Below are 9,628 nucleotides of genomic sequence, written 5' to 3'. Positions count from 1 at the left end.
AGGCCAGAAGCCCCGCCAGGGTGTCAAACCAGTAGCGCCTGGTCAGGTTCCACTCTAAGAGAAACTCGCTCCAGAGTTGCCAAAACACAACGCTTCCTCGAAGATAAGAAGGCAGATTGGGGATTCCCCCTCACTGCCTTCTACTCAGCCTACCTATTTATGTTAGCACCGGCGGGTTTTTTGTTGGACACGGACGCCTACCGCCGCAACCCGGGTCTCCTAAGGGTTGCACGCGAGAAGGCCTGACAATCCACCGCATCCTCCTCACCTCCTTTCCCTAGCCCGTGCAGGGGCGAGGTGCCGGCTCTGCCTCGCCTGCACGTTCGGCTAGCAAAGTAAAGGTACGCTTCCAGTTCCACTTGAAGGTGGTGCACTCCAGCTCCACCTTCCCCTCAGGCATGGCCTCGGGGAAGACCACCTTCAAGGGGCACCCCCCCATGCACGCAGGAAGCCAGGTGCAACGGGAGCAGGCGAGCTCTTCGGAGAAGGGGTCCCAGGACATCCAGCGCTGGTAAACGGGGTTCTCCGCAAGTTGCAGGGGATCGTATTCCAGGAGGTTGCCCACGGCGAACTCGGGCTGCCCCACTGTGTCCCAACACTTCTGCAGGGTGCTGTCGGGCTCCACCACGAAGCCCTCCGGATGGGCAGCCACGCACCCTCCAAGCTGAAGGGAGGGGTAGGGAAGGGTGGCCAGGCCTAGGCTTTCCGCAAGGGTGAAGTACTCCGGCTCAATCCGGGCGAAGTCCTTGCGGGTAAAGCAGAACCCCTTGACCCCGTGGCTGGGCGGGGCGGTGGAGGTTACGGGGGCAAAGTAGACCCGCAGGTTCTCCTGGTGGGCCAGCCCTTCCTCGGCCAGACGCTTCAAGAGGGCGGGCACACCCTCGCGGTTCCGGACGTCCACGTTGACCCGGATGTGGACGAAGACAGGTTTCCCGAGGAAGAGGCGCAGGTTGGCCAGGATGCGCTCAAAGCTCCCCTCCCCGGTAAGGAGGTGGCGGCGCTGGTCGTGGTAGGGAGCGTCCCCGTCCAGGGTGATCTGGACCAGGTGAATGCGGTAACGGACCATGTCCGCCACCTTCCCTTCGTCCAGGAGGTAGCCGTTCGTGATGAGGCTCGCGCTGTACTCCACGCGGTTCCTCTCGGCCATCTCCATGAATCCTTGGGATAGCTTCTGAACAACATCCCAGGCCAGGGTGGGCTCACCGCCAAACCAGGTGACGAAGAACTTGCTGAGGCGGGGGGCTTTTTGAGCGAAGACCTCAAGAAGCTTGGCCTGAACCGCTTCGGTCATGCGGCTCACCCGGTGCCGCTGGAAACAGTAGTCGCAGCCGAAGTTGCAGTCTATGGTGGGACAGATCGTTAGGCTCCAGGCTTCCGTGGTGTAGCGCTGCCGCAGGTGGAGGGTCTTAAGGTAGGCCAGCTCGTCAAAGTTCTCGAGAACGACGAAGCGGCCTTCCACGAGCCCCTGGTCTACAGGGTTCTTGGGGTCCAAGGGCTCCCCCTTGACCAGGGCCGTGTAGCGCGCCCATCCTTCTGAATCCAAGACGGCCAGGCCACCGGAGAGGGAGTTGAAGGCGAGCTTCTCGCCCGTGGGCAGGGTGTGGAAGTGGTTGAAGCGGCTTGGTTTGTAGTTCATCCCTCCCCGGGTTGGTGCCTGGGCGGGTTCCTGGAGGTTCACCACGGGTAGCTGCAACATCCCGTCTTGCATGGCTTTCACCCCTCTCGGCTATCCTCAGGCTGGCCTCAGGGTAGCAGGGGGGAGGTTACGCGAGGTTACGCGGGAGGCCAGCTATGGAACCCCTTCCGCGTAACCCTTCCCGTGGCACCCTGGGGGCATGAGGGGCAAAGTCCTTTGGCTCCTCCTCTTGGCCTGGCTCCTCCTCCTGGCCCGGCCCTCCGGGCCCGCTTTGGCCTGCTGGCGCCCCGACTGCTTTCCCCCGGCCTCACACCCCGTACTCCCGGCGGAGCCTCGCCACCCGGGCCCGGGCGATGAGGCGGCGGGGGTCCTCGGGGGGTAGCCTCTCCAGGAGGGCCTCCCAGACCTCCAGGTCCTCTTTCAGGCGCTCGGCCAGGAGGAAGAGGCTTTCCGTGTCCCCTTGGGCCAGCACCGCCTGCTTCAGGGTCTCCTCCAGCTCCAGGCGGAGTTCCTCCACCCCCGGGGCCTGGCTCCAGGGGAGGAGGGGGCCTTGGTAGAGGGCCAGGGCCCCCTCCAGGTCCCCCCGGGAGAGGGCCTTAAGGAAGGCTCCGAGGTCCGAGGGGGGAGGGTTTTCCAAGCGGTAAGGGGGACAGGAGATGCGGAAGCCCTTCTCCCGCAGGCGGTGGAGGAGGGCCTTTAGGGCCCCCGGGTTGGGCTCCCCGTAAAGCGTCTCCCCCAGGGCCTCTCCCGAAAGGCCTGCCTCGTGGGCAAGGAGGAGGGCCAGGGCCTCGGTGCCCCTGGGGCCCAGGGAGGGGAGGGGGCCTCCCCCGAGGAAGCGAAGGAGAGGGGTTCCGGCCTCTCCCAAAAGGAGGGCCCGGGCCTCCGGGCGGAGAGCGGGGGCGAGCCCCGGGGCCAGGGGGGCCTCCACCTCCATCCCGAGCGCCTTCAGGCGGGCCTCGGCCAGGAGGGCGTAGAGCGCCCCGTCCTCCCGCAGGAGGCCGTGGGCGGCGAGGAGGTGGGCCTCATCCCCCTCCCCAAGCCCCCGGGCCAGGAGGTAAAACCCCCAGGGCCAGCCCTCCCGGGGGAGGAAGGCCTTAGCCCCTTCCAGGAGGAGCCGGACCTCTGGGGGGTCCAGGGCCAGGGCCCCGAGGACGAGGAAGCTCGCGAGGCTTTGCGGCTCCAGGAGGGAGAGGAGGCCCCGGAGGAGGTTTTTGGCCCGCTTTGGGCTTCCCCGGAGGAGGTGAGTCAGGGCCAGGGTGTGCCCCGCGAGGAGGCGCACCCCGGGGAAGGGGTGGGGCAGGAAGGGCTCCGCCTCCTCCAGGACCTCCGGGAGGGGCTTCGTGCCGAAGAGGAGCTCCAGGCGCAGGTGGTGCAGGATGGTCCAGGGGGAGGGGTCCTTGAGGCGGGCGAGGGCGGCGTGGGCCAGGGCCTCGGGCCGGCCCAGGCGCTCCAGGGCGATGGCCAAGGCCAGGTGGAGCCGGGCCTCCCCCTTGGCGTCCCCCCCGAAGCGGTGGAGGGCCTCCTCCAGGGCCAGGGCCCCCGCCTTTGGGGGTAGGGCCAGGCCCAGGTGGTAGAGGGTGAAGGGGGTCTGGGCCCTTCGGGCGGCCTCCAGGGCCAGGGTGCGGTAGGCCCGAAGGTCCCCCTTCCGCCCCTCAAGAAAGCCCAGGAGGGCCAGGCGCTCGGCCTCCAGGAGGCCTTCTTGGGGGGTTTGGAGGAGGGCTTCCGCCTCCCGGTCCCTGCCCTCCTCCAGGAGGCGGAGGGGGTGGGGTTCCATGGGGCCAGTCTACTCGTTTGCCGTCCACCTGGCCCTGCGGTGGGCACCCTGGGCCTTCCTCGGTGGTGTCTTGACTGCATTCCCTCTTTGACCCCTCTCATGTGTCTAAGACCGAGGGCCTGGGGGCCTAGCGGCCCCACGGGAAGCGGCGAAGGAGGTAGACGATGCCTCTAAAGGAAAGGCTCTTCCAGACCCTGGGCAAGCTGGAGAAGGCCAAGGCGCTCCTCGGGAAGGTCCACCCCGTGGCGGGGATGGAGGGGCTCTTCGTGGTGGAGAGCGAGAGCCAGCCGGGGAAGCGCTACCTCGTGGACCTCGAGGCCGAGACCTGCACCTGCCCGGCCTACGCCCAGGGGAAGACCCGGCCCTGCAAGCACCAGGTGGCCGTGGTCCTCTCCCTCTGGCTCCGGGAGAAGCGGAGGGCTCAGGTGGAGACGCGGGCGGCGGAGCGCCCGGTGGCCTAGGCGGAAGAAGGGCAGGGGGGCGGGGAAGACCCGCCCCTCGTCTTCGTTTGGAGGGAAGCATGTGGAGGTTTGTCGGGCACTTGGCGGGTTTGGGGAACATTCTGGCCGCTTGCTGGCTCGTCCTTCGGTGGCAGGAGGGGGCCCCTTCGCCCCTGGCCTGGGGCGTCCCGGTCCTGCTCTTCGTCCAGGGGGCCTTCGTCCTCGCCTACTTGAGGAGGGCGGCATGAGCCTTCGCGCCAGGCTTCAGGTCCTGGCCCTCGAGGCCATCCGCAAAGATCGGTCCTTCCGGGCGCCCTTCCACCCCGGGGCCTTCCCCCGGGAGCGGCGGGAACGGCGGGCGAGGCGAGCCCTGAAGGGGAGGAGGCCGTGGTAGAGCTCCTTCTGCTCCTCGGCCTTCTGGTGGGCCCCTTCCTCGCCCTCGTTCTCCTGGTGGGGCTCCTCGAGGAGACGGGCCTCGTGGCCAGGCCCGGAGAGGAAGACCCCGAGCGCTACCGGTGGCTCCGGGACCTCTTTGGGGAGGAGAGCCAGGGGGCAGAGACCCCACGGGAATGAGCGGGAGGTGGAGCGGTGTTTTTGTACCTGAAGAGCCAGAGCAAGCTCCTGAACCTGGAGCGGGTGGTGGAGGTGCGCCTCGAGGGGAGCGCCCTGGTCTTTCTCCTGGACCACGGCGCGGTGCGGGTGGACTTCCCCACGCCGGAGGAGGCCAGGGGGGCCCTCGAGGCCTTGATGGTGGAGCTCGTCCTCAAGAAGGGGATGATCCCCCTCCGGCAGAAGTAGAGGGCCTGGGGGGCTGAAGCCCCCCCAGACGGAGAGGCCTATGGAAGTCCTTCAAGTCGTCCTGGCTGTCCTGGACTTCGCCGTCCTCGCCGTGGAAGCCCTGGCCCTGACCGTGGCCCTCGCCCTCTACCTGATCTACAGGGAGGAGGCCCCCTGAAAGGGCCGAGGTAGGAAGCCCGGGGAAGGAGGGGGTTGTCTTAGCTACACGCTCACCCCCTCCTCCCCCTCCCGTGTAGCTAAGACGGACGAAGGGCTTGGGGGGCCAAAGCCCCCCCGGAAGGAAGCGAAGGAGGTGAAGGATGACGGTAGCGGAAGCGATTGCCAGGCTCACCCGGCCCCTCACGGCGGAGGAGATCGAGTGGAAGGTGATCAGCACCAAGAACGGGCAGACCACCATCGCCCCCTTCATCGACGCCCGGGCGGTGATGGCCCGCCTGGATGAGGCCTTCGGGCCCTTCGGGTGGCAGGTGCGCTACACCCCGGCCCAGGTGGGGGACGAGCACGGGGTCATCGCCAGCATCGCCATCAAGAACCCCGAGACCGGGGAGTGGGTGGAGAAGCAGGACGGCTCCGGGGCCACGGACATGGAGCCCTTCAAGGGGGGCATCTCCGGGGCGCTCAAGCGGGCGGCGGTGGCGTGGGGCATCGGCAGGGAGCTCTACCGCTACCCCCGGGTGGTGATTGAAGGGGAGCACCGCTACATCCCCTTCAAGGTCCTGGAGAGGTTGAAGGGCCTCCCGGACGCGGTGGCGGCGGGGAAGCCCCTCCCTGAGGTGGTGCGGCTCAACGCCAACGGGGAGACGGTGAAGCGGTAGGCGAGGGAGGGCCGGGGGGTGGGAGGGCCCACCCCTCGGTCTCCCTTTGGAGGTGGAGGATGCTCACGGCAGAGAGGACCAAGGTAGAAGCCTCGAGGCTCAAGGAGGCGCTGAAGCGCTTGACCCCTCCCCGGTACGGCCCGGACTACGTGAGCTTTGACGGGGCGAGGGTGTGGTCCACGGGCCCCGGCGGGGTGGAGGTGGAGGTCCGGGTGGGGGAGGGAAGCTTCCCCCCCGTGGCCCTCCCCCGCAGGCCCCTCCTGGGGCTCCTGGAGGAGGTGGAGGGGGAGGTGGAGGTGGCCCTCCTGGAGGGGCGGCTCCTGGTGCGGGGAGGCCCCCTCCGGGCGGAGCTCCACACCGCTCCTCCCTTCTCCCTGGCCGTCCTGGAGGAGGAGGGGGAGGAGATCTTCCGAGCCGGGGAAGACTTCCTGAAGGCCCTGAGGAGCGCCCTCGCCCTGGGCAGGCGCCTCACCAGCCACCAGGCCAAGGTCCTGGTGGAGGTGGAGGAGCCCCGGGTGCGGGTGGCGGCCACGGACGGGTACCGCCTGCACCTCTACACCGTGAGGGCCGAGGTCTTCCGGGAAGGGGCCTATCCCCTCCCGGCGCAGGCGGAGGAGGCCCTGAAGGGCCTGGAGGGGGAGGTGTCCTTCCGCCTGGCCTGGGACGGGAGGGCCCTGGTGGCCGTGGGCCGGGACGGGCGGGCGGGCCTGCCCCTCGCGGACGGAGGCTTTCCTCCCTACCGGGGCGTCCTTCCCCAGGTGCCCCCCGTGGGCCGGATCGGGGCGGAAAGGAAGAACCTCCTCGAGGCGCTGAAGCGGGCCCTGGTGGTGGCCGCCCCCCAGAACCACCCCGTGCGCCTTCAGGCGGGCGGGGGCGAGGTGCGGGTGCAGGCCCTGGACGAGGCGTGGGCCCCCGTCTCCGAGGAGGTCCTGCCCGGGGAAGGGGACGGCGAGGTGACGGTGGACGGGCGCTTCCTGAAGGAGGCCCTGGAGGAGGTGGAGGGGGAGGAGGCCGACCTCGCCCTCTACCCCGGCCCCAGGGCGCCCCTGGTGGAGGTGAGGGATGGGCGCTTCTACGCCCTCATCGCCGGACTCCTGCCTCCCCAAAACACCGGAGGCCAGGGCTAACCGGGTAGTCCGGGGGCTCCTGGAAGAGGCCTTCTTCGGCCTTCCCTTCCTGGGGAGCCGCCTCCTCCAGGAGCTCCTCTCGGGCAGAGAGGGCAGGAAGGCGGAGGCGCTCGTCCTCGCCCGGCTACAGGGAAGGGGATGGTGTGGAAGGGGCTATAGTGCCCCGCATCTTCAATGCGGGGGTACATGGACCCCTATCCCGCTAGCCCTTCGGGCTGAGCCACCAACCCCGCAGGGGTTGTATGCTGGGAACAGAAACGGCCCGGCGGTGCGGCAACACCCCGAGCCCGGCATCACCTGGATAGGAGGCGACGCATATAGAGCATACCACCCACAAAAAAGCTTTTGTATACCGCCTGTACCCCACAAGAGCCCAGGAAGCCGCCCTGGTGCATATCCTGGACCTGACGAGGGAACTGTACAACGCCGCTTTACAGGAGCGCCGTGAGGCCTGGAAAAAGGCCGGGAAGTCGGTCACGCTGTACGAGCAGATGCGGCTCTTGGGCGAGGTCAAGGCGGTGAGGCCGGAGTACCGGGAGGTGTACGCCCAGGTCTTGCAGGAGACCCTGAAGCGGCTTGACCGGGCTTTCCAGGGCTTCTTCTCCCGCGTAAAGCGGGGGGAGAAGGCGGGATACCCGCGCTTCCGGGGGCGGGGCTGGTGGAAAAGCTTCACCTTCCCCCAGGTGTGGCGGGATGGGAACTGGGTCGGGCCGGGCAAGCCCCTGGGCAACGGCAAGGTCAAGGTTCCGGGGGTGGGCCACGTGCGGATGAAGCAGCACCGCCCCCTGGAGGGGGTGCCCAAGACCTTCACCATCAAGCGCTCCGCCGGATGCTGGTACGCGGTGTACGTCTGCGAGGTGCAGGCCCAGCCCTTACCCCCATCGGAGAAAGCGGTGGGCATAGACCTGGGACTTTCCCACTTTGTGGCGACCTCGGATGGGGAGACCTTTGCCCCTCCCAGGGCGTACCGCAAGGCCGAGGCCAAACTGGCCCGCACTCAGCGGGCTCTATCCAGGAAAAGGCGCGGTTCCCACCGACACAGGAAGCTCAAAATGCGCCTGGCCCGGCAGCACCGCAAAGTAGCCAACCAGCGCAAGGACTTCCACCACAAGCTGGCCCGAGAACTCGTCAACCGATACGGAACCATCGTCCACGAAGACTTGAACACCTCCGGCCTGGCCCGCACCCGGTTATCCAAGGGCGTGCTGGACGCGGGCTGGTCGTCCTTCATCAGCATCCTCTCCGCCAAGGCTGCGAGCGCCGGGCGGAGAGTAGTGGCTGTAAAGCCACATCATACAAGCCAGATTTGCCCCGAATGCGGCAGCGTCAAGAAGAAGGAACTGTCCGAGCGCATCCATTCTTGCGAGTGCGGGTGTGTGTTGGACAGGGACGTGGCTGCCGCGAAGGTCATTCTGGCGTTGGGCTTGGACGGAGCCTTCGGGGATGGGTACGGCACGGGCCGTCCCATGAGACCCGAGAAGCCCCGTTCTTAAGAACGGGGAGTCGTCACCGGGAGCCGGAGCGGTACATGGCGGAGGTGGGGAGGGTCTGGCGGCGGTGGTATTGGAGCCGGGTCTACCGGGAAAGCCTCCCCCCCGCCTACCGGGGCTACCTGGAGAGGCCCTGGGAGGGGAGGCGGGAGGTCCTCGAGGCCGTGGTGGGGTGGCAGAGGGAAGGGGGCGTGCTCTACCTCTTCGGCCCCCCGGGAACGGGCAAGACCCACCTGGCGGTGCGGGCGGCCTGGGGCAAGGCCCAGGAGGGGAAGCGGGCCCTCTTTCTCTCCGAGTGGGAGTTCTACGAGCGGGCCCGCCTCGAGGCCCAAGACCCCGAGGCCCCGAGGCTTCTGGACCAGGTGGACGTCCTGGTCCTGGACGACCTGGGCAAGGCCCGGCTCACCCCCTTCGCCGCCGAGGTCCTCTTCGGCCTGGTGGAGGCGGCCCACCGCGAGGACCTAGACCTTCTCCTCACCTCTAACTGGTAACTGGGCCCCCGAGGAGGCGGCGAGGCGGCTTGGGGAGAACGCCGAGGCCCTTCTCTCCCGGGTGGAGCGGGCCGTGGAGGTGCGGGGACCGGACCGGAGGCGGAGAGAGGTAGTCCTCCGGTAAAGGACGAGCGGGGAGGTTCTCCTCCCCGCCAGGGTCCCCTCTCCTGATGGGTTTTCAGGCGGTCCCCAGGGCGAGCTCAGCCCGCGCCACCCCCTTCTCCTTGAAGAGCTTCCTCAGGAAGAGGCTCACCGCCCCGCCGAGGGCGAAGGAAAAGTTCATAACCCCGAGAAACCAGAGGAGATCCACGGCACACTGCATGGTACACCTCCTCCTCTATGATGCCCCTATCCTAGGGGTATGGATGGCAGGAGCCACGAACGGCTGACCACCCTGTTCCTGGGCTTTACTGCCCCGGCGGTGGCCCTCTCCGCCAGCGCCCCCCTCGAGGCGGCGGTGGGGTACCTGGCCGGCGGGTTTGTGGGAACCCTCTTTCTCTCCCCGGACATCGACCTGCCCGAAAGCCGCCCAAGCCGCAGGTGGGGGCCTCTAAGCGCCCTTTGGGCCCCCTATCGGCTCCTCCACCCCCACCGGGGGGCCAGCCACTCCTGGGTCTACGGTCCCCTCTCCCGCTTGGCCTACCTGGCCCTGCTGGCCGCCTCGGTCCTTGCCCTCTTCGGGGTGGACCTCGTGGAGGTGGCGAAGGACCTCCCCCGGCTGGCGAGGGAGGCCTGGCCCCCAGTCCTGGGCTACCTGGTGTCCCAGTGGGCCCACCTGGTGCAGGACCGGGAGCCTGTGCGGGTCATCTAAAGGTCTTCGGGGTTCACCAGGAGGAGGTCCTCCAGGGGGAGGACCCCCACCAGGTGGGCGAAGGGAACGGAGCGCTTTCCCTTCGGGTGAGGGATGGGCTCCGGCACCACCCTCTCCCCTCCTACCAGGAGGTAAGGGGCGTCCAGGTAGACCACCCCCTTGGGGTAGGGTTTCCGGAGGAAAGGGAGGAAGCTATGTACACGTCAAAACCTCCATAGGGCATAACCCCAAGGGACTTCCGCGCCT

14 protein-coding genes and 1 pseudogene are annotated in these 9,628 nt (G+C 68.1%); 10 read left to right on the top strand and 5 right to left on the bottom strand.

Annotation, left to right across the window (positions count from 1 at the left end):
• The 3 genes and pseudogenes from L0D17_RS13820 to L0D17_RS12435 form a co-directional block, all read right to left on the bottom strand.
• Nucleotides 1-88: pseudogene (locus tag L0D17_RS13820) on the bottom strand (ABC transporter); the annotation flags it as partial.
• Nucleotides 89-277: 189 nt separating this feature from the next.
• Nucleotides 278-1,708, bottom strand: coding sequence for a radical SAM/SPASM domain-containing protein (locus L0D17_RS12440; RefSeq protein WP_243095599.1), 1,431 nt, complete (start codon nt 1,706-1,708; stop codon nt 278-280).
• A 235-nt stretch (nt 1,709-1,943) separates the two neighbouring features.
• Complete coding sequence (locus L0D17_RS12435; RefSeq protein ID WP_243095597.1) at nt 1,944-3,410, bottom strand: hypothetical protein; 1,467 nt, start codon at nt 3,408-3,410, stop codon at nt 1,944-1,946.
• A gap of 164 nt (nt 3,411-3,574) precedes the next feature.
• Between L0D17_RS12435 and L0D17_RS12430 the strand changes: the two genes are divergently transcribed.
• The 9 genes from L0D17_RS12430 (at nt 3,575) to L0D17_RS12390 (ending at nt 8,571) form a co-directional block, all read left to right on the top strand.
• Nucleotides 3,575-3,871: an SWIM zinc finger family protein gene (locus tag L0D17_RS12430; RefSeq protein ID WP_243095596.1), complete on the top strand. Its 297-nt coding sequence runs from the start codon at nt 3,575-3,577 to the stop codon at nt 3,869-3,871.
• A 59-nt stretch (nt 3,872-3,930) separates the two neighbouring features.
• On the top strand, nt 3,931-4,098 hold the full coding sequence (locus tag L0D17_RS12425) for a hypothetical protein (RefSeq protein ID WP_167817027.1): 168 nt from the start codon (nt 3,931-3,933) through the stop codon (nt 4,096-4,098).
• Nucleotides 4,095-4,244, top strand: a complete 150-nt coding sequence (locus tag L0D17_RS12420) for a hypothetical protein (protein ID WP_014632227.1) — start codon at nt 4,095-4,097, stop codon at nt 4,242-4,244. The genes L0D17_RS12425 and L0D17_RS12420 overlap by 4 nt, the downstream gene beginning before the upstream one ends.
• A complete protein-coding gene (locus L0D17_RS12415; RefSeq protein ID WP_243095595.1) occupies nt 4,238-4,423 on the top strand; it encodes a hypothetical protein in 186 nt (61 codons plus the stop codon). Before L0D17_RS12420 ends, L0D17_RS12415 begins: the two co-directional genes overlap by 7 nt.
• Nucleotides 4,424-4,438: 15 nt before the next feature.
• A complete protein-coding gene (locus L0D17_RS12410) occupies nt 4,439-4,648 on the top strand; it encodes a hypothetical protein (RefSeq protein WP_135260247.1) in 210 nt (69 codons plus the stop codon).
• A gap of 299 nt (nt 4,649-4,947) precedes the next feature.
• Nucleotides 4,948-5,463, top strand: coding sequence for a Rad52/Rad22 family DNA repair protein (locus L0D17_RS12405; protein WP_014632228.1), 516 nt, complete (start codon nt 4,948-4,950; stop codon nt 5,461-5,463).
• Nucleotides 5,464-5,522: 59 nt separating this feature from the next.
• Nucleotides 5,523-6,590 carry a hypothetical protein gene (locus tag L0D17_RS13665; RefSeq protein ID WP_279231813.1) on the top strand — a complete coding sequence of 356 codons (1,068 nt, stop codon included), beginning with the start codon at nt 5,523-5,525 and terminating at the stop codon, nt 6,588-6,590.
• 389 nt (nt 6,591-6,979) lie between these two features.
• The gene (locus L0D17_RS12395; RefSeq protein WP_243095594.1) at nt 6,980-8,083 is read left to right on the top strand and encodes an RNA-guided endonuclease InsQ/TnpB family protein; all 1,104 of its coding nucleotides are present in this window, start codon (nt 6,980-6,982) and stop codon (nt 8,081-8,083) included.
• 35 nt (nt 8,084-8,118) lie between these two features.
• Complete coding sequence (locus L0D17_RS12390; protein WP_243095593.1) at nt 8,119-8,571, top strand: ATP-binding protein; 453 nt, start codon at nt 8,119-8,121, stop codon at nt 8,569-8,571.
• A 178-nt stretch (nt 8,572-8,749) separates the two neighbouring features.
• Here L0D17_RS12390 and L0D17_RS12385 read toward each other — a convergent pair whose 3' ends face one another.
• On the bottom strand, nt 8,750-8,893 hold the full coding sequence (locus L0D17_RS12385; protein WP_243095592.1) for a hypothetical protein: 144 nt from the start codon (nt 8,891-8,893) through the stop codon (nt 8,750-8,752).
• Nucleotides 8,894-8,932: 39 nt separating this feature from the next.
• Between L0D17_RS12385 and L0D17_RS12380 the strand changes: the two genes are divergently transcribed.
• The gene (locus tag L0D17_RS12380) at nt 8,933-9,382 is read left to right on the top strand and encodes a DUF2227 family putative metal-binding protein (protein WP_243095591.1); all 450 of its coding nucleotides are present in this window, start codon (nt 8,933-8,935) and stop codon (nt 9,380-9,382) included.
• Here the strand turns inward: L0D17_RS12380 and L0D17_RS12375 are convergent.
• Entirely contained in the window at nt 9,379-9,537 is a 159-nt protein-coding gene (locus L0D17_RS12375; RefSeq protein ID WP_243095590.1) for a hypothetical protein, read from the bottom strand. The genes L0D17_RS12380 and L0D17_RS12375 overlap by 4 nt on opposite strands.
• Between the last annotated feature and the right edge of the window lie 91 nt (nt 9,538-9,628).

The sequence above is a fragment of the Thermus thalpophilus genome (assembly GCF_022760915.1).
Taxonomy (GTDB): domain Bacteria; phylum Deinococcota; class Deinococci; order Deinococcales; family Thermaceae; genus Thermus; species Thermus thalpophilus.
Note: the sequence above shows the minus strand (reverse complement) of the source record. Positions and strands in the feature narration are given on the sequence as shown.